Source organism: Mitsuaria sp. GD03876 (assembly GCF_029840635.1).
Classification (GTDB): domain Bacteria; phylum Pseudomonadota; class Gammaproteobacteria; order Burkholderiales; family Burkholderiaceae_C; genus Roseateles.
This window is the reverse complement of sequence record NZ_JAOCCU010000005.1, coordinates 63,981-82,767: the sequence shown is the minus strand read 5'-3', so window position 1 is coordinate 82,767 and position 18,787 is coordinate 63,981. Positions and strand designations below refer to the sequence as shown.

The 18,787-nt window shown below is 72.7% G+C and carries 14 protein-coding genes; 13 read left to right on the top strand and 1 reads right to left on the bottom strand.

What is annotated here, in order from left to right; genetic code table 11:
- The first annotated feature begins 3 nt into the window (after window positions 1–3).
- The 9 genes from N5D62_RS04940 (at window position 4) to N5D62_RS04900 (ending at window position 11,749) form a co-directional block, all read left to right on the top strand.
- Window positions 4–981: a helix-turn-helix domain-containing protein gene (locus N5D62_RS04940; RefSeq protein WP_279756506.1), complete on the top strand. Its 978-nt coding sequence runs from the start codon at window positions 4–6 to the stop codon at window positions 979–981.
- Window positions 982–1,119: 138 nt separating this feature from the next.
- On the top strand, window positions 1,120–2,232 hold the full coding sequence (locus tag N5D62_RS04935; protein WP_279756504.1) for a M14 family metallopeptidase: 1,113 nt from the start codon (window positions 1,120–1,122) through the stop codon (window positions 2,230–2,232).
- Window positions 2,232–3,548, top strand: coding sequence for an FAD-binding oxidoreductase (locus N5D62_RS04930; protein ID WP_279756503.1), 1,317 nt, complete (start codon window positions 2,232–2,234; stop codon window positions 3,546–3,548). Before N5D62_RS04935 ends, N5D62_RS04930 begins: the two co-directional genes overlap by 1 nt.
- A gap of 225 nt (window positions 3,549–3,773) precedes the next feature.
- The gene (locus N5D62_RS04925; RefSeq protein ID WP_279756502.1) at window positions 3,774–5,138 is read left to right on the top strand and encodes a glutamine synthetase family protein; all 1,365 of its coding nucleotides are present in this window, start codon (window positions 3,774–3,776) and stop codon (window positions 5,136–5,138) included.
- 10 nt (window positions 5,139–5,148) lie between these two features.
- The gene (gabT, locus tag N5D62_RS04920; protein ID WP_279756501.1) at window positions 5,149–6,501 is read left to right on the top strand and encodes a 4-aminobutyrate--2-oxoglutarate transaminase; all 1,353 of its coding nucleotides are present in this window, start codon (window positions 5,149–5,151) and stop codon (window positions 6,499–6,501) included.
- Window positions 6,498–7,976, top strand: a complete 1,479-nt coding sequence (locus N5D62_RS04915) for an NAD-dependent succinate-semialdehyde dehydrogenase (RefSeq protein WP_279756500.1) — start codon at window positions 6,498–6,500, stop codon at window positions 7,974–7,976. The genes gabT and N5D62_RS04915 overlap by 4 nt, the downstream gene beginning before the upstream one ends.
- Window positions 7,973–8,797: a gamma-glutamyl-gamma-aminobutyrate hydrolase family protein gene (locus tag N5D62_RS04910; RefSeq protein WP_279756499.1), complete on the top strand. Its 825-nt coding sequence runs from the start codon at window positions 7,973–7,975 to the stop codon at window positions 8,795–8,797. The genes N5D62_RS04915 and N5D62_RS04910 overlap by 4 nt, the downstream gene beginning before the upstream one ends.
- Complete coding sequence (locus tag N5D62_RS04905; RefSeq protein ID WP_279756498.1) at window positions 8,794–10,311, top strand: aldehyde dehydrogenase; 1,518 nt, start codon at window positions 8,794–8,796, stop codon at window positions 10,309–10,311. The genes N5D62_RS04910 and N5D62_RS04905 overlap by 4 nt, the downstream gene beginning before the upstream one ends.
- 19 nt (window positions 10,312–10,330) lie before the next feature.
- On the top strand, window positions 10,331–11,749 hold the full coding sequence (locus tag N5D62_RS04900) for an FAD-binding oxidoreductase (protein WP_279756497.1): 1,419 nt from the start codon (window positions 10,331–10,333) through the stop codon (window positions 11,747–11,749).
- Between the two features lie 96 nt (window positions 11,750–11,845).
- Here the strand turns inward: N5D62_RS04900 and N5D62_RS04895 are convergent, their stop codons facing one another.
- The gene (locus N5D62_RS04895) at window positions 11,846–14,077 is read right to left on the bottom strand and encodes an ATP-binding protein (RefSeq protein ID WP_279756495.1); all 2,232 of its coding nucleotides are present in this window, start codon (window positions 14,075–14,077) and stop codon (window positions 11,846–11,848) included.
- A 153-nt stretch (window positions 14,078–14,230) separates the two neighbouring features.
- Here N5D62_RS04895 and N5D62_RS04890 point away from each other — a divergent pair, with 153 nt between their 5' ends.
- The 4 genes from N5D62_RS04890 (at window position 14,231) to N5D62_RS04875 (ending at window position 18,775) form a co-directional block, all read left to right on the top strand.
- Window positions 14,231–15,340, top strand: coding sequence for an S-(hydroxymethyl)glutathione dehydrogenase/class III alcohol dehydrogenase (locus tag N5D62_RS04890; protein ID WP_279756494.1), 1,110 nt, complete (start codon window positions 14,231–14,233; stop codon window positions 15,338–15,340).
- 206 nt (window positions 15,341–15,546) lie between these two features.
- A complete protein-coding gene (locus N5D62_RS04885) occupies window positions 15,547–15,960 on the top strand; it encodes a hypothetical protein (RefSeq protein ID WP_279756493.1) in 414 nt (137 codons plus the stop codon).
- A gap of 146 nt (window positions 15,961–16,106) precedes the next feature.
- On the top strand, window positions 16,107–17,324 hold the full coding sequence (locus N5D62_RS04880) for a TolC family protein (RefSeq protein WP_279756492.1): 1,218 nt from the start codon (window positions 16,107–16,109) through the stop codon (window positions 17,322–17,324).
- A 41-nt stretch (window positions 17,325–17,365) separates the two neighbouring features.
- On the top strand, window positions 17,366–18,775 hold the full coding sequence (locus tag N5D62_RS04875) for an efflux RND transporter periplasmic adaptor subunit (protein ID WP_279756491.1): 1,410 nt from the start codon (window positions 17,366–17,368) through the stop codon (window positions 18,773–18,775).
- Window positions 18,776–18,787 lie beyond the last annotated feature (12 nt).

Genomic DNA, 18,787 nt, shown 5'->3' with positions numbered 1-18,787 from the left:
GCCATGGTCAGCGATCCCACTCCCCCCTGGACCTTGCCGGCCTCGCCGGCTTCCCCCGCCGCGCCTGAGCGGCCAGGCGCCCCCACCGACCCGGGCGCGCAGCCCCGCCGGGCGCGGCGCCAGAGCCGCTTCGCGCTGGCGCTGGACGCCGACGGGGTGGACCGGCTGGCGGCCCTTTACGCGGCGGTCGGCAGCCCCGGCTTCTACACGGCGATGATGGGTTTCCTGCGCCCGCTGATCGACGCGGAACAGGGCATCGCGCTGCGCTACGTCGTCGACGAGCGGCCCGAGTACCTCGCCGTCGAGGCGCCGGCGGCCAAGCGCCGCGGCGCGCGCGAGGAGGTCTATGTCGACGGCCCTTACATCCTGGATCCGGTCTACCGCATGTTCCTCGCGGGACAGGCCGATGGCGCCTATTCGATGTCGGATTACGTGCCGGACAACTTCCGCGCCAGCGAGTTCTTCGAGATCTTCTTCCGCAACACCCACCTGATCGACACGATCGACATCCTGTGGCGCATCGACGCGCGCAGCGGCATCGCGGTCTGCCTGGGCCGCGAGGAGGACACGCCGCCGTTCGAGGCCGCGGAGATCGCGCTGATCCGCCATGTGCTGCCGCTGCTGTTCTCGGCGCTCAAGCGCCACCACGAGCTGGTGGCGCCGCCGGAGCGCGACGAGGTCAACCACCTGGTGCACCGCAAGGTGCAGAGCACGATGGAGCAGTTCGGCGCCTCGGTGCTGACGCGGCGCGAGCGCGAGGTGCTGTTCTACATGTTGAGCGGCTATTCCTCGGAGCAGACCGCCGAGCGGCTGCACACCGCCGAGGGCACGATCCGCAACCAGCGCAAGAGCATCCATCGCAAGCTGGAGACCGGCTCGCAGGCGGAGCTGTTCTCGCTGTTCATCCAGTGCATCCCGTTCGCCGACCCGGATCGGCAGCTCGATCCGCTGGCGCGCTACCAGGATCCGCAGCCGCGCTAGACGCGAGCGGCATCGGCGCGCCGATGCCGCGGTGCCTGGCGGGAGCCCGGCAAACGGTGGCGCTCGGCGGTCGACCGGGCCGTCATAGCCCGGGACGGATATGGCCTCGCCACCGGGCCCGGCCTAGCATTGCCGGCCATGTCGAATGCACTTGCCCAGCCGGGATTCCCGGCGTCCTTCACCGAGGCGCGCGACGCCTGGCTCGCCGCCGTGGCGGCCCGCGGCGGCAGCGTGGACAGCATGCGCCACCCGGGTCATGGCCCCGAGGGCGAGGCGCTGTGGATGGATGCCGCGCGCTTCGGCGCGCCGGCCGCGTCGAAGGTCTTCGTCGTCGCCTGCGGCACGCACGGCATCGAGGGCTACGCCGGCTCCGCGGTCCAGACCGCCTGGCTGGCGCAGGGCGGCCCGGGCGCGCTGCCCGAGGACGTCGCGGTGCTGCTGATCCACGCGATCAACCCCTGGGGCTTCGCCCACCGTCAGCGGGTCAACGAGGACAACGTCGACCTGAACCGCAACTTCCGCGCCCACGGCGAGACGCCGCCGCCGGCCAACCCCGGCTACGCGGAGCTGCACCCGCAGCTCTACCTGAACGACTGGACCGAAGCCGAGATCGCCCAGGCCTTCGCCGCGATGGACGCGTTCCGCGCGCGGGTGGGGGAGCAGGGCTTCTCGGACGCGTTCAACGGCGGCCAGTACAGCCATGCGGACGGCATCTTCCATGGCGGCGACCGGCCGGCCTGGTCCAACCTCGCGGTGCGGGCGCTGCTGCGCCGGCAGCTGCACGCGGCGCGGGAGTGCCTGTTCGCCGACCTGCACACCGGCATCGGCCCGTACGGCCAGCCCTTCCTGATCAACGTCGACCCGCCGGGCTCCGAGGCGCGCGAGCGCGCCATCGCCGTCTGGGGCGCGGAGGCGCTCAGCGGCAAGGGCTCGACCCACCAGGCGCTGGCGACCTTCCAGGGCCTGCTGCTCGACGCCTTCGCGACCGAGCTGCCCGACTGCCGCGTCTCGGCGGTGGCGATCGAGTTCGGCACCCACGAGCGCCGCCGCATGCAGCGCGCGCACCTGACGCTGATGTGGCTGCGCCGCCAGGCGGTCGAGACGCCGGTGACCGAGATGGCGCGCGAGGACTACGTCGAGGCCTTCATCCCCTCCGATCCCGCCTGGCGGGCCGCGGTGATGGAGAGCGGCGTCGCGCTGTGCCGCAAAGGCCTGCGCGCGGTGGTCGACGGCACGGGCGCGAGGGCGTGATGGCCGCGAACTACCTTCAGGAAGACGCGGCGCTGGCGCGCGACTCGTACTACGTCGCCACCGCGGAACGGACCGAGCGCCACGCGCCGCTGCAGGGCGACGCGTCCTGCGACGTCGCCATCGTCGGCGGCGGACTCGCGGGGCTGTCCGCGGCGCTGGAGCTGGCCGGGCGCGGCTTCGACGTGCGCGTGCTGGAGGCGCGCGAGGTCGGCGGCGGTGCCAGCGGCCGCAACGGCGGCCAGGTCATCCACGGCCTGGCCTGCGACCCGGCGGTGATCGAGCAGCAGCTCGGCGCCACCGCCGCGCGCCAGGTGTGGGGCATGAGCATCGAGGCGATCGACCTGATCCGCGACCGCTGCGCCCGTTTCGACATCGACGCCGAATGGCAGAGCGGCTTCCTCGGTGTCGCCTGCAACGCGCGCAAGGCGCGCGAGCTGCTCGAGGGCGCTGACTTCGTCGAGGGTCGCTACGGTTATCCGATGGCCCGCATCGAGGGCGCCGAGGTGCGCCGCTGGGTCGACAGCCCGCGCTATGTGGCGGCGGTCCACGATCCGCGCTCCGGCCACCTGCATCCGCTCAAGTACGTGCTGGGGCTGGCGCGGGCGGCGGCCTCGCTGGGCGTGCGGCTGCACGAGCAGTCGCCGGTGCTGCGGCTGCAGGCCGGCGCTCGGCCGGTGCTGCACACCGCGCAGGGCTCGCTGCGCGCGCGCCAGGTGCTGCTCGCCGGCAACGTCTACCTGCAGGACATCGCGCCGCAGCTCGAGGCGCGGATCATGCCGGTCGGCACCTACATCGTCGCCACCGAGCCGCTGCCCGCCGCGCAGCTCGAGCGGCTGATCCCGTCGCGCTCGGCGGTCTGCGACAACAACGCGATCCTGGACTACTACCGGCCCTCGCGCGACGGCCGGATGATCTTCGGCGGCCGCGCCAGCTACAGCACGCGCACGCCGTCGGACCTGAGCGAGAGCATGCGGGCGCGGATGACGCAGGTCTTCCCGCAACTGGCCGAGGCCCGCGTCGCCCACACCTGGGGCGGTTTCGTCGACGTGACGATGAACCGCGCGCCCGACTTCGGCCGGCTGCCGGCGCGGCAGGGGCAGGCGGCCAACGTCTATTACCTGCAGGGCTTCTCCGGCCACGGCCTGGCGCTGACCGGCCTGGCCGGCCGCCTGGTGGCCGAGGCGATCGCCGGCGACGCCGGCCGCTTCGACACCTTCGCCGCGCTGCGCCACCGGCCGTTCCCCGGCGGCCGCTGGCTGCGCACGCCCGCGCTGGTGGCCGGCATGGCCTATTACCGGCTGAAGGACCTGCTGTGAACGCCGGCAATCCCAGCTGCCGCGCGCCGCGCCGCGACCGGCACCGCATGCCGCAGCACGAGGCGGAGCCCCCCGACGGCGCGCGCTGACGGCGGCGCGCCGGCGCGCGCGTCCCCGTCCCCCGATCCCGCCATTGCGTGCCCGCGGCCCCGTCCGCGCGGCCCTGCGTGCGCGCGCCGGTGCGCCGTCGCGCTCCTGCGCCCACGCGACTTCAAGGAGTCCCCCGTGGACCGAAAGAACTTCAGCTTCAACGACCTGGACAAGTGGCTCGACGCGCATCGCGTCACCGAGATCGAATGCCTGGTGCCCGACCTGACCGGCGTGGCGCGCGGCAAGATCCTGCCGCGCGAGAAATTCACCGAGGACCGCGGCATGCGGCTGCCCGAGGCCGTCGTCGGCCTGGGCGTCACCGGCAATTTCCCGGAGGAGGGCCCGTACTACGAGGTCATCCACCCGACCGATCGCGACATGCACCTGCGGCCCGACCTGAGCACGGTGCGCATCGTGCCGTGGGCCGGCGACCCGACCGCGCAGGTGATCCACGACTGCTTCGACCGCGAGGGCCGGCTGGTGCCGTTCGCGCCGCGCTCGGTGCTCAAGCGCGTCTGCGAGCTGTTCGAGGCCGAGTCCTGGACGCCGATCGTCGCGCCGGAGCTGGAGTTCTACCTGGTCGAGCGCAACAGCGATCCCAACACGCCGCTGCGCCCGCCGCGCGGCCGCAGCGGCCGGGCCGAGACCTCGCGCCAGGCCTACTCGATCGACGCGGTCAACGAGTTCGATCCGCTGTTCGAGGACATCTACGCGTACTGCGAAAAGATGGAGCTCAACGTCGACACGCTGATCCACGAGGTTGGCGCCGGCCAGATGGAGATCAACTTCTTCCACGACCAGCCGCTGGGCCTGGCCGACGAGGTGTTCTTCTTCAAGCGCACGATCCGCGAGGCCGCGCTGCGCCACGAGATGTACGCGACCTTCATGGCCAAGCCGATGGCCAACGAGCCGGGCAGCGCGATGCACATCCACCAGAGCCTGGTGGACCGCGAGAGCGGCCGCAACCTGTTCAGCCTGGCCGACGGCTCGGCCAGCCCGGAGTTCCGCTGGTACATCGGCGGGCTGCAGAAGTACATCCCGGCGGCGATGGCGCTGTTCGCGCCCTATGTCAACTCCTACCGCCGGCTGGCGCGCTCGACCGCGGCGCCGATCAACACGCAGTGGGGCACCGACAACCGCACCGTGGGCATCCGCTCGCCGCTGGCCACGCCGGCGTCCCGCCGCATCGAGAACCGCGTCATCGGCGCCGACGCCAATCCCTACGTCGCGCTGGCCGCGACGCTGGCCTGCGGCTACCTGGGCATCCGCAACCGCATCGAGCCGACGCCCGAATGCATGGGCGACGCCTATCTGTCGGAATACCAGCTGCCGCGCTCGCTGGGCGAGGCGCTGAGCCTGCTGGCCGACGAGCGCGAGCTGCACGACGTGCTGGGGCGCGAGTTCATCACCGTGTACTCGGAGGTCAAGGCCATCGAGCACGACGAGTACATGAAGGTCATCTCGCCGTGGGAGCGCGAGCACCTGCTGCTGCACGTCTGAAGGGGCCGCCATGTCCAGGAACCAGGAGATCGAGCGGCGCCGCCGCGACGCGACGCCGCGCGGCGTCGGCGTGATGTGCGACTTCCATGCCGAGCGGGCCGACAACGCCACGCTGTGGGACGTGGAGGGGCGCGCCTTCACCGACTTCGCCGCCGGCATCGCGGTGCTCAACACCGGGCACCGCCATCCATGGGTGCTGCATGCGATCGAGCAGCAGCTGCATCGCTTCACCCACACGGCCTACCAGATCGTGCCTTACGAGAGCGCGGTGGCGCTGGCCGAGCGGATCAACGCGCTGGCGCCGATCGACGGCGCGCGCAAGACCGCCTTCTTCACCACCGGCGCCGAGGCGGTCGAGAACGCGATCAAGATCGCGCGCGCCGCCACCGGGAGATCCGGCGTGATCGCCTTCGGCGGCGGCTTCCACGGCCGCACGCTGATGGGGCTGGCGCTGACCGGCAAGACCGTGCCGTACAAGCAGGGCTTCGGGCCGTTCCCCGGCGAGGTCCACCACCTGCCGTTCCCCGATTCGCGGCGCGGCGTGACGGTGGCGGACACGCTGGCCGCGTTGCGGCGGCTGTTCCAGCACGACATCGAGCCGGGCCGGGTCGCGGCCATGCTGCTCGAGCCGGTGCAGGGGGAGGGCGGTTTCCACGTCGCGCCCGCGGAGCTCACCGCCGCGTTGCGGCGCGTCTGCGACGAGCACGGCATCCTGCTGATCGCCGACGAGATCCAGACCGGCTTCGGCCGCACCGGCACGCTGTTCGCGATGGAGCAGCACGCGGCGCGGCCGGACCTGATCACGATGGCCAAGAGCCTGGCCGGCGGCATGCCGCTGTCGGCCGTGTGCGGGCGCGCCGAGGTCATGGACGCGCCGGCGCCCGGCGGGCTGGGCGGCACCTACGCCGCCAATCCGCTGGCGGTCGCGGCCGCGCATGCGGTGCTGGACGTGATGGTCGAGGAGCAGCTGTGCGAGCGCGCGCGGATGCTGGGGGAGCGGCTGCGGCGACACCTCGAGGCCGAGCAGGCCCGCTGCCCGGCGCTGGTGGAGGTGCGCGGCGTCGGCTCGATGATCGCGGCCGAGTTCGCCGATCCGCGCAGCGGCCAGCCCAGCGCGGACCTCGCCCGGCAGGTGCAGCAGGCGGCCCTGCGCCGGGGCCTGCTGCTGCTGACCTGCGGCATGGACGGCAACGTGATCCGTTTCCTCTATCCGCTGACGATCCCCGAGGCGCAGTTCGATACGGCGCTGGCGGTGCTGTCGGAGGCGCTGTCGGAGGCGCTGGCGGAGACGTCGAGGGCAACGGTCACGCCCGCGCACGTGCTCACGCCCACGCCTACGCCTACGCCGAGGGAGGCCGCATGATCGGCCCGGCCCTGACGCAACGGCTGCGCGACGGCGCGCTGCCCAAGGCGCATGCGCTGATCGACGGCCAATGGACCGACGCGCCGGCGCGCTTCGAGGTGCGCGACCCCGCCACCGGGCACCTGCTGGCGGTGGTCGCGAATTGCGGCGCCGAGCAGGCCCGTGACGCGATCGCGGCGGCGCAGGGCGCGTTGCCCGGCTGGCGCGACAAGACGGCGCTGGAGCGCGCGACGGTGTTGCGGCGCTGGTTCGAGCTGATCCAGGCGCATGCCGACGACCTCGCCACGCTGATCACCGCCGAGCAGGGCAAGCCCTGGCGCGAGGCGCACGGCGAGGTGGCGTACGGCGCCAGCTTCGTCGAGTGGTTCGCCGAGGAAGCGCGCCGGGCCTACGGCGAATGCGTGCCCAGCGCGCAGGCCGGCAAGCGGCTGCTGGTGATCCGGCAGGCCATCGGCGTGTGCGCCGCCATCACGCCGTGGAATTTCCCCGTCGCGATGATCACGCGCAAGGTCGCGCCGGCGCTGGCCGCGGGCTGCACCGTCGTCGTCAAGCCGGCGGAGCAGACGCCGCTGTCCGCGCTCGCGCTGGCCGAGCTGGCGCAGCGCGCCGGCATGCCGCCGGGCGTGTTCAACCTGCTGCCCGCCGACGGCGCGCAGTCCGTGGCCATCGGCCAGGCGCTGTGCGAGAGCCCGGTGGTGCGCCACCTGTCGTTCACCGGGTCGACCGAGGTCGGCCGGCTGCTGATGCGGCAATGCGCGCCGACGGTCAAGAAGCTGGCCCTGGAACTGGGCGGCAACGCGCCGTTCATCGTCTTCGACGACGCCGACCTGGACAGCGCCGTCGAGGGCGCGCTGCTGAGCAAGTTCCGCAACGGCGGCCAGACCTGCGTCTGCACCAACCGGTTCTACGTGCAGGAGGGCGTCTACGAGCGCTTCGTCGAGCGGCTCGCCGAACGTGCCCGCACCGAGATCCGGCTGGGCAACGGCTTCGAGGCCGGGACGACGCAGGGCCCGCTGATCGACGCCGAGGCGCTGCGCAAGGTGGAGCGGCTGGTCGAGGACGCGCTCGCGCTCGGCGCCCGCCTGGTGACCGGCGGGCATCGGGTCGACGCGCGTTTCTACGCGCCGACCGTGCTGGCGGACGCGACGCCCGCGATGCGCTGCGCCCACGAGGAGATCTTCGGGCCGGTGGCGACGGTGTTCCGCTTCCGCGACGAGGCCGAGGTCGTCGCCGCGGCCAACGCGAGCGAGACGGGATTGGCCAGCTACCTCTACACGCGCGACATCGGCCGCCTCATGCGGGTGGCCGAGGCGCTGGAGGCCGGCATGGTGGGCATCAACACCGGGCTGATCTCGACCGCGGAGGCACCGTTCGGCGGCGTCAAGCAGTCGGGCCTGGGCCGCGAGGGCGGCCGCGCCGGCCTGGACGAGTACCTGGAGGCCAAGTACCTCTGCCTGGGAGACCTGCAGCGATGACGAGCACGACACTGACGACGCCGATCCACGCCATCGCGCGGCCGCTGCTGGCCGACGCACCCCGGGTGCTGGTTTCGGCCTGCAACCGGCGGCTGGGTGACCACGACTTCCATGTCGTCGGCCACAAGTACGTCGAGGCGGTGCGGCTGGCCGGCGCCTTCCCGCTGGTGGTGCCGGCGGCGCATCCGGGCGAGCTCGACGCGTGGCTGGACATCGCCGACGGCGTGCTGCTGACCGGCTCGCCGTCCAATGTGGACCCGCGGCACTACGACGGCACGGTGGACGACGGCAGCCTGCCGCTGGATCCGCTGCGCGACAGCTGGACGCTGCCGCTGATCCGACGCACGGCGCAGCGCGGCATCCCGCTGCTGGCGATCTGCCGCGGGCTGCAGGAGAGCAACGTGGCGCTGGGCGGCAGCCTGCACCAGGCGGTGCAGGCGCTGGACGGCATGGCGGACCACCGCGCCGACGACGCCGATCCGGTGACGACGCAGTACGGGCCGGCGCATCCGGTCTTCGTCGAGCCCGGCGGCCTGCTGGAACGCGTGCTGGGCACGCGCGAGCTGCGCGTCAACAGCCTGCATGGCCAGGGCATCGATCAGCTCGCGCCGGGGCTGCGCGTCGAGGCGCGCGCGCCGGACGGCCTGGTCGAGGCCTTCTCGCTGGCCGAGGCGACGACCTTCTCGCTGTGCCTGCAGTGGCACCCGGAATGGCGGGCCGCCGAGAACCCGGCCTCGATGGCGCTGCTGCAGGCCTTCGGCGCGGCCTGCCGGGAACGGCGCGACACCAGGAGCCCTTCGACAAGAGGACATCGACCATGAACGATCCCAAGACTCTTTCCCCTTCGGCCATCGACTGGCATGCGCGCGCCGCGGCGCTGCGGGCGGACGGTCGGCTGCTGGTCGGCGGCCGGCGACGCGACGGCGCGCAAGGACAGCGTTTCGCCAAGCACTCGCCGATCGACGGCCGCTTGCTCGGCGAGGTGGCGCGCGGTGACGCGTTGGACATCGACGCCGCGGTGACCGCCGCGCGTCACGCCTTCGACAGCGGCAGCTGGCGCGCGCGACCGCCGCGCGAGCGCAAGCGCGTGCTGCTGCGCTGGGCGGAGCTGCTGCTCAGCCACCGCGAGGAGCTGGCGTTGCTGGAGACGCTGGACATGGGCAAGCCTATCGCCGACAGCCTGGCGGTGGACGTGGTCGCCAGCGCGACCTGCCTGGCCTGGTACGGCGAGGCGATCGACAAGCTCTACGGCGAGATCGCCCCGACGCCCGACAGCGCGCTGGCGCTGATCACGCGCGAGCCGATGGGCGTCGTCGGCGCGATCGTGCCGTGGAACTATCCGATGCTGATGGCGGCCTGGAAGCTCGGCCCGGCGCTGGCCGCGGGCAACAGCGTGGTGCTCAAGCCCAGCGAGAAGTCGCCCTATACCGCGCTGCGGCTGGCAGACCTGGCGCTCGAGGCCGGTCTGCCGCCCGGCGTGCTCAACGTGGTGCCGGGCTACGGCCAGGAAGCCGGCGAGGCGCTCGCATTGCACGGGGACGTGGACGCGATCGGCTTCACCGGCTCGACGCGGATCGGCCGGCGCATGCTGGCCTGCGCGGCGGAGTCCAACCTCAAGCGGGTCTACAACGAGCTCGGCGGCAAGTCGGCCTGCCTGGTCTTCGACGATGCCGACCTCGAGCGCGCCGCGCGCACCGCCGCGGCCAGCGTCTTCTTCAACCAGGGCGAGTCCTGCAACGCGCCGACGCGGCTGCTGGTCCAGCGCGGCTGCGTCGACGACTGCGTGGCGCTGCTGCGCGACGAGGCCCGCAAGTTCATGCCGGGCGATCCGCTGGACGCGGCCAGCCGCATGGGCGCGCTGGTGGACGACGCGCAGCTGCGCTCGGTGCTCGGCCACCTGCGCGCCGGCCGGGAGGAGGGCGCCGCCGTCGCCTGCGGCGGCGAGCAGGCCCGCGCCGACAGCGGCGGGTTCTATGTCGAGCCGACGGTGTTCAGCGGCGTGCGCAACGACATGCGCATCGCCCGCGAGGAAATCTTCGGCCCGGTGCTGAGCGTCATCGCCTTCGACGACGAGGACGAGGCATTGGCCATCGCCAACGACAGCCCCTACGGCCTGCAGGCCAGCGTCTGGACCGGGCAGGTCGACCGCGCGCATCGCGTCGCGCGCCGGTTGCGCGCGGGCACCGTGCACGTGAACCAGTACGACGAGGACGACATCACCGTGCCCTTCGGCGGCTACCGCCAGAGCGGCAACGGGCGCGACAAGTCGCTGCACGCGTTCGAGAAGTACACCGAGCTGAAGACCACCTGGCTGCGCATCGATGACCGCGCGTGAGGCCGCAACGGCGAAGACCATGGACACGACCGAACACGGCGGCGCGCGGCGTCGCGACCAGTCCCTCGATCGGAGCGAGCCGCATGCGCCGATCGGGCATCGAGAGGCCATCGGACACGACGACCGTCCTCGGCAATCGGAGCGCTCCGAACGTTCGGAGCGGAGCGAGCCGCATGCGCCATCCTTCTACGCCGACAGCGCCCTGCGGCAGCCGGCGCGGCCGCCGCTGCGCGGGCTGACCGAGGCGGACGTCGTCGTCATCGGCGCCGGCTACACCGGGCTGTCGAGCGCGCTGCACCTGGCCGAAGCGGGGCTGCGCGTCGTCGTGCTGGAGGCGCATCGCGTCGGCTGGGGCGCCTCGGGGCGCAACGGCGGGCAGCTGGTGCACAGCTACTCGCGCGACCTGGACGTCATCGAGGCGCGCCACGGCGCGACGACGGCCAAGGCGCTGGGCGAGATGGCCTTCGAGGGCGCGGCGATCATCAAGCAGCGCATCCGCCAATACAACATCGACTGCCACTTCCAACCCGGCGGGATGTTCGCGGCGCTCAACGGCCGGCAGGTCGAGGGGCTGGAGCGGCACCAGGCGCTGTGGGAACGCTACGGGCACCGCGAACTGGAGCTGCTCGACGCGTCGCGGACCGAGGCGGCCACCGGCTCGCGCCGCTACGCCGCCGCGCTGCTTGACCGCAGCTCAGGCCACGTCCACCCGCTGCGGCTGGCGCAGGGCCAGGCGTTGGCGCTGGAATCGCTGGGCGGCGTGATCCACGAGGACTCGCCGGTGGTGCGCATCGAACGCGGCGATCCGGCCCGCGTCGTGACGGCGCAAGGCGTGGTCCGGGCGCGGTTCGTGATCGTCGCAGGCAACGCCTACCTCGGGAACCTGGAACCGCAGCTGGCGGCGCGTTCGATGCCCTGCGGCACGCAGGTGATCGCGACCGAGCCGTTGGGCGCGCGCTGGGCCGAGATCCTGCCGGACAAGCTGTGCGTCGAGGACTGCAACTTCCTGCTCGACTACTTCCGGCTGTCGGCCGACCGGCGGCTGCTGTACGGCGGCGGGGTGATCTACGGCGCGCGCGATCCGGCGCACATCGAGTCGATCGTGCGGCCCAAGCTGGCCAAGACCTTCCCGCAGCTGCGCGATGTCCGCATCGACTACGCCTGGACCGGCAACTTCCTGCTGACGCTGTCGCGCCTGCCCGAGGTGGGGCGGCTCGCGCCCAACATCTATTACTCGCAGGGTTGCTCGGGGCACGGGGTGACCTTCACCCACCTGATTGGCCGCGTGCTGGCCGAGGCGATCCAGGGCCAGGCCACGCGCTTCGACGCCTTCGCCGACCTGCCGCATTACCCGTTCCCCGGCGGACGGCTGCTGCGCGTGCCGCTCACGGCGCTGGGTGCGTTCTGGTACGACCTGCGCGACCGGCTGGGCCGATGAGCGCTGAGGGTACGGGGAGCAAGAGAGAAGGAGCGGGCCGCTGACGTCGGATGACGGAGGCGCCGGCCCAAGGTGGTCCTCGCCGATCCGATCGGATCAGCCCGTGCCGAGGGCGGCGCTCGAGGCCGGTTCACGCAGCAGGCGGCGGATCAACTGCTCGATCTCCGTCGCGTCGACCGGCTTGACCACGTGGGCGTCGAAGCCGGCCGCGGCGGTGGCGGCGCGGTCCGCCTCCTGGCCCCAGCCGGTGACGGCGACCAGCACCAGCTCGTCCCGGGCCCGCCCGCGCAGGCGCCGCGCGACCTCGTTGCCGCTGAGGTCGGGCAGGCCGATGTCCAGCAGCACCACGCGCGGGTGCAGCCGCTCGAAGGCGGTGAGCGCGTCCTCCCCGGTGTAGGCCACCGCGGTGCGGAAGCGCGCCTCCCGCAGCACCTCGGCCAGCGTGTTCGCGCCGTCCTCGTTGTCATCCACGATCAACACGCAGGTGTTGCCAGCGCTCCCGTCCTCATGGTCGTCCTGGCCGGACGCCGGTCCGGTCGACGCGCCGGGCAGGGCGCCCACGCCGCCCTCGGCCAGCGGCAGGCAGACGATGAAGCGGCTGCCGCGGTCGCGGCCCTCGCTCTCCACCGACACCGTCCCGCCGTGCAACTGGATCAGTTGCCGCGAGACCGCCAGCCCGATCCCCAGGCCGACCGGCGCCGCGCTGCTCGAGTCCAGCCGCGTGAACAGCTCGAACACGCGCGACAGCAGGTCCTTGGCGATGCCGATGCCGCGGTCGGTGACGGTGACTTTCGCATGCCCGGCGTCGACGGCCAGGTGCACCAGCACCTCGCCGGGCACCGGGCTGTACTTGGCCGCGTTGTCCAGCAGGTTGCCCAGCACCTGCTGCAGCCGCGTGGGGTCGCCCTCGACGGGCACCGGCCGCGGCGGCATCGACAGCGAGATGCGGTGCCGCTTCTCGACGTAGACCGGCTCCACCGCCTCCAGCGCCTGCTTGACCACGGTCCTCAGGTCGATCACCTGGCGCTGCAGCGCCACGTCGTTGCGGGTGATGCGGCTCATGTCGAGCAGGTCGTCCAGCAGCCGCGCCATGTGGGCGGACTGGCGGCCGATGATCTCGACGGCGCGATGCCGGGCGCCCTCGTCGGCGGTGTGTTGCAGGACCGACACGGCGTAGCGGATCGGCGCCATCGGGTTGCGCAGTTCATGGGCCAGCGTGGCCAGGAAGGTGTCCTTGCGCTGGCTTTCCAGCAGCAGCTGTTGCTGCACCGCCGCGAGCTCGGTGACGTCGACGGTGGCCCCGAGCAGCCGGCGCACCTGGCCGTCGGCGTCCTGGATCGGGCGGATGGAGGTCAGCAGCTGGTAGTCCCGGCCGCCGTGGGAGGCCCGCTGGTCCAGCGTGACCGGCTGGCCGGAGCGCACCGCGTCGAGCACCGCCGCGGCGAAGGTCGGCTGGCCGGCCACGCTGCCGACCTCGGCGCCGATGACCTGCTCCCGCGAGATGCCCATCGGAACGTTGACCGCCCAGGTGTAGCGCGCCTGCTCGTCGCATTCCCAGGCCATGACCTTGGCGCTCTCCAGCGCCAGCTGGAAGCGCTCCTCGGCCGCCTGGCTGGCGCGCAGCGCCTCCTGCTGCGGGGTGACGTCGACCAGCACGCCGTACGCGTGCGCCGCGCGGCCCTTGGAATCGGTGGCGACGTAGCCGTCGATCTGGGTCCAGACGGTCTGGCCGTCGTCGGGCCGCACGATCGCCGCGATCTGGCTGAAGCGCCCGCCGCTGTCCAGCGCGTAGGCGTAGCGCTGGCGGAAGGTGGCGGCGTCGTCGGCGGACAGGGCCTGCAGGATGTCCTCCATCGAGCGGATGCGCCGCCCGAAGATCGCGGTCGCGTCGCCGGTCGTGCTGGGATGGCGCTGCTCGATGTCCCAGTCCCAGGTGACCATCCGGCCCGCGGCCAGCGCCAGGCGCAGGCGCTGCCGGCTGCGCCGGTCCTTCTGCACCAGGCTGCCGGCCGTGGCGGCGACGGCGGCGATCAGCAGCCCGGCGCAGAAGAACAGGGCGATCAACGCGACGTTGGAGACCGATTCGACGGGGAACAGCGTGCCGACCGGCGGGATCCAGAAGTACAGGATCGCCAGGCAGGACGCGCACAGCAACGCGAAGGCCGGGCCGAAACCGCAGCTCAGGCCGACGATCACCAGGGCGGGAAAGTACGGCAGCAGCGGCGCCCGGTCGCCGAGCTGGGGCTGCAGGTGCAGGTTGAGCCAGGTGGCGCCGGCGAAGACCAGCAGCGACGCGGGCCAGCGCATCCAGGGCCGCTCGATGAGCATGAGGACTCCTCGCCGTTGGGGCGGACGTGTGGCCCACGCGGGCAAGCGTCGCGCCCGACAGGCGAGGTGGGCGGCGCCGGGCCGCCGCGGGAGCGTGCCGCGCATCGGGTTTAGACTCGCCCGCCGCATTCCCACATCCCTCGGAGTCGAACCATGAAATCTCGCGCCGCCGTCGCCTTCGCCGCCGGACAGCCCCTGCAAGTCGTCGAGATCGACGTCGCGCCGCCCCGCAAGGGCGAGGTGCTGGTGCGCATCACCCACACCGGCGTGTGCCACACCGACGCGTTCACGCTCAGCGGCGACGATCCGGAAGGCCTGTTCCCCGCGGTGCTGGGCCACGAGGGCGCCGGCATCGTCGTCGAGGTCGGCGAGGGCGTCACCAGCGTCCAGCCCGGCGACCACGTGATCCCGCTCTACACCGCCGAATGCGGCGAGTGCCTGTTCTGCAAGTCCGGCAAGACCAACCTGTGCGTGGCCGTGCGCGCCACCCAGGGCAAGGGCGTGATGCCCGACGGCACCACCCGCTTCAGCTACAACGGCCAGCCCGTCTACCACTACATGGGCTGCTCGACCTTCAGCGAGTACACGGTCGTGGCCGAGGTCTCGCTCGCCAAGATCCACCCGGACGCGAACCCGGAACAGGTCTGCCTGCTGGGCTGCGGCGTGACCACCGGCCTGGGCGCGGTCAAGAACACCGCCAAGGTCCAGCCCGGCGACACCGTCGCCGTCTTCGGCCTGGGCGGCATCGGCCTGGCGGTGATCCAGGGCGCGAAGCTGGCGCAGGCCGGCCGGATCATCGCCATCGACACCAACCCGACCAAGTTCGACCTGGCCAAGGTCTTCGGCGCCACCGACTGCGTGAACCCCAAGGACCACGACAAGCCGATCCAGCAGGTCATCGTCGAGATGACGGGCTGGGGCGTCGACCATTCCTTCGAGTGCATCGGCAACGTCAACGTGATGCGCGCCGCGCTCGAGTGCGCGCACCGCGGCTGGGGACAGTCCGTCGTCATCGGCGTGGCCGGCGCGGGGCAGGAGATCTCGACCCGCCCGTTCCAGCTGGTCACCGGCCGCACCTGGAAGGGCACGGCCTTCGGCGGCGTCAAGGGCCGCTCGCAGCTGCCGGGCATGGTCGAGGAGGCGATGCGCGGCGACATCCAGCTCGCGCCCTTCGTCACCCACACGATGCCGCTGACCGGCATCAACGAGGCCTTCGACCTGATGCACGAGGGCAAGTCGATCCGCTCGGTCGTCCACTACTGATCCGGCATGGGACCGGCCGAGCGGCCGGCCCCGGAGCGCAGATCCGGACTGGACTGGTGCCTGCCATCGCCGCGGGTTCGCGGTGATCGCTGGCGACGCCGGCGCCCGCATGGGGCGCCGGGAAAGCTGACAGATTTGTCATCCGGCCACGTGGGTTTCGGACGGGCGAGGGGCTTTAGAGTCGCGTGCTCTTACACTCCGCCCCCATGCGCCGCTGGCTCACGCTCCTTCTGCTGGTCCTGCTGCCGCTCCAGTTCTCCTGGGCGGCGGCCGCGGTCTATTGCCAGCATGACCGCGTCGGCCACGCCCGCCACGTCGGGCATCACGAGCACTCCCACGCCGGCGCCGGCGCTCATTCGGCCAAGCCGTCGACCGGCACGGCCGGCGCCTCCGCCGATCCTTCCGCCGACCAGCCCACCGAGGCGGGCAAGGCGGCCGGCGGCAAGCTCTCCATCGACAGCGACTGCGGCGCCTGCCACTTCAGCGCCACCCGGGCGATGAGCCTGGACGGCGTCCCGCTGCCGCGCCCCGGCGCGCAACTGCTGCATGACGCGGGTCCGCAGCCGTTCTCCACCCGCGCGCCCGACCACCCCGAACGCCCCAACTGGCGCATCGCCTGATTCGGCGATCGCAGCGGACGTTTCCTTCTTCTCCTGAGCCCCGACCGGGCGCGCCCTGAGCGCGCCTTCGCGGCCTGTCCCGCGGCCCCCGGCCGCGCTGCCTTCGTCGAATCCCTCGTGTTGTCCCCGCAACCCTGGAGTATTCGATGCGCAGATTCCTCGTGCCGCTGGCTTGCGCGGCACTGACTTCCTTCCCGGCCCTGGCCGACCCCGGCCTGACGCTGGACGCCGCGGTGCAGGCCGCCTTGCGTCAGAACCCGCTGCTGCGGGCTTCCGGCCATGAACTCGCGGCCACCGACGGCGCCGTCCGGCAGGCCGGCCTGATCCCCAATCCCTCGCTGAGCCTCGACATCGAGGACACCCGCCGCGAGACCCGCAGCACCTCGCTGATGCTGAGCCAGACGATCGAGCTCGGCGGCAAGCGCGCCGCGCGGGTCGAGCTGGCGCGGCGCGACCGCGAGCTCGCCGCGGCGGACCTGGAGACGCAGCGCGCGGAGGTCCGCGCCGGCACCATCCAGGCCTTCTTCGACACGCTGATCGCGCAGGAGCGGGTCCAGGTCGCGCGCGAGTCGCTGCAGATCGCCGCCAGCGGCGCGCAGGCGGTGTCGCGCCGGGTGACAGCGGGCAAGGTCTCGCCGGTCGAGGACACGCGCGCCCGCGTCGCCGAGTCCGGCGCGCGGATCGAGCTGCGGCTGGCCGAGGCGGACCTCGCCGCCGCGCTGCGGGCGCTGGCCGCGGCGATGGGCGAGGCGCCCGGCGCCATCGCGCGCGTCGACGGCAGCGCCGACGCCTTGCCGGCGCTGCCCGACGGCCCCGCGATGGACGCGCGCATCGACCAGTCGCCGCTGCTGCGCCGCGCCCGGCTGGCGGTGCAGCGCGCCGACGCGGCCTTCGACCTGGAACGCACGCGCGCCACGCCCGACGTGACCGTGGGCCTGGGCGGCAAGCGCGCGACCGAACTGGGCCGCACGCAACCGCTGATCAGCGTGTCCATCCCGATCCCGCTGTTCGACCGCAACCAGGGCGCGCAGTTCGAGGCGCTGCGCAAGCGCGACGCGGCGCAGGCGCTCGCGCAGGCGGAGGAACAGCGGCTGCGGGCCGAGGTGCTGCAGGCCGTCGACCAGCTGCAGGCGCGGGCCGAGGAGGTCCAGGTCCTGCGCCGCGACGTGCTGCCCGGCGCGCAGGGCGCCTACGAGGCCGCGCGACGCGGCTTCGAGCTGGGCAAGTTCGGCTTCCTCGACGTGCTCGACGCGCAGCGCACCTGGCTGCAGGCGCGCGGCCAGTACTTCACGGCGCTGTCGCAGGCGCATCGGCTGTCCGCCGACATCGACCGGCGGCTCGGCGCCGCCGACGCCCGCCCGTGAGCGGGCGCCCGATCGATCGACCCCCTTCCGACTCCATTCCCATGAACACTCCCCACGATTTCAATGACGACACGCGCCGCGGCGCGCGCAGGAAGCAGGCCATCGCGATCGCGGTGATCCTGCTGCTGGGCACCGCCGCCGGCATCGGCATCCTGACCGGCGTCGGCAAGTCCGGTGGCGCGCAAGCCGAGGAAGGCCACGGCCACGGGCACGGCCATGAAGAGGTCAAGGGCCACTCGGACGACGAGCACCACGAGGACGGCAAGGCCGGCAAGGAAGGCAAGGAAGGCAAGGCCGACGCGCACGCCCACGGCGACGAGGCGGGCAAGGGCGGCAAGGCCGACGCCCATGGCCACGGTGACGAGGCAGGCAAGGGCGGCAAGGCGGCGAAGGCCGGCGAGGCCGCCCATGCCGACGAGGACGAGGGCGTGATCCGCCTGACCGACGCCCAGGTCAAGGCGGCCGGCATCGTCGTCGAACCCGCGGCGTCCGCGACGCTGCAGGGCAGCTTCCAGCTGCCCGGCGAGGTGAAGTTCAACGAGGACCGCACCGCCCACGTCGTGCCGCGGGTGACCGGCGTGGTGGAGGCGGTGCCGGTGTCGCTGGGCCAGGTGGTGCGCCGCGGCGAGCTGCTGGCGGTGATCAGCAGCCCGGCGGTGTCGGACCAGCGCGCCGACCTGCAGGCGTCGAACAAGCGGCTGCAGCTCGCCCGCGCCACCTATGAGCGCGAGCGCCGGCTGTACGAGGAGAAGATCTCGCCGCAGCAGGACGTGCAGGTGGCCGAGCAGGCGTTGCGCGAGGCCGAGATCGCCGTGGCCAACGCGCGGCAGAAGCTGCAGGCCGTCGGCGCGTCGCCCGAGAGCAGCGCGCTGAACCGCTTCGAGCTGCGCGCGCCGTTCGACGGCACCCTGGTCGAGAAGCACATCGCGCTGGGCGAGCAGGTGCGCGAGGACACCAACGTGTTCACCGTCTCCGACCTGCGCAGCGTCTGGGCCCAGATCAGCGTGCCGGCCAAGGACCTGGCGCAGGTCCGCGTCGGCGACGCGGTGACGATCCGCGCCACCGCCTTCGAGCAGTCCGCCACCGGCAAGGTCGCCTACGTCGGCGCGCTGATCGGCGAGCAGACCCGCACCGCGCAGGCGCGCGTGGCGCTGGACAACCCGAAGAGCGCCTGGCGCCCCGGCCTGTTCGTCAACGTCGAGGTGCGCGGCGACCGCTTCACCGTGCCGGTCAGCGTGGCCGCCGACGCGGTCCAGACGATGGCGGACAAGACCGTCGTGTTCGTGAAGACGGCGGAGGGCTTCGTCGCCCAGCCGGTGCGCGTGGGCCGCGGCGACGGCCAGCGCGTCGAGGTCGTCGAGGGCCTGCGCGCCGGCACGCCGGTCGTGGCCGTGGGCAGCTTCGTGGTCAAGGCGGAGGCCGGCAAGGCCAGCGCCTCGCACTCGCACTGAGGGGCCGCGGAC